This window comes from Halorubrum sp. SS7 (genome assembly GCF_005435055.1).
GTDB classification, from domain to species: domain Archaea; phylum Halobacteriota; class Halobacteria; order Halobacteriales; family Haloferacaceae; genus Halorubrum; species Halorubrum salinarum.
This window is the reverse complement of record NZ_SGXV01000343.1, coordinates 1-428: the sequence shown is the minus strand read 5'-3', so window position 1 is coordinate 428 and position 428 is coordinate 1. Positions and strand designations below refer to the sequence as shown.

Genomic DNA, 428 nt, shown 5'->3' with positions numbered 1-428 from the left:
CAGGCGCTTGGGGGGGCGATTCATCGGGCTCTTCGGGCGGCAGATCGTCGGATTCGGCCATGCCGGGAAGGGTCTCGCGGTCGCCGGAGAGGACCTCCCTGACCGCGTCCGTGTCGCCGGCGCCGAGCACGTCTTCTATCTCCTCGCCGACGGGCACGTGTTCGATCACCGGCGTGCCGAGGAACCCGTCGAGGTCGGGGTCGTCGTCCCGGATCCCGAACACCGTTTCGACGCTCTCGTCGGGGTCGATCACGCGCTCGAACTCCACCCGGTGGTCCTTGTACGCCGTCCAGTTCTCGCTCTCGTACTCCGGGTGGAACCCCACCCGGTCCATCGGGAACGACTCCGGAATCCGATCGACGATGCGCACCCGTACGGGGTCCTCGCGGTTCGAGGAGAGGAGATACCTCACCGCGGGCACGGGGAAC

At 68.0% G+C, this 428-nt stretch carries 1 pseudogene; it reads right to left on the bottom strand.

Annotated features, from left to right (window positions below):
• Window positions 1–428, bottom strand: a pseudogene (locus tag EXE44_RS18300) (hypothetical protein); the annotation flags it as partial.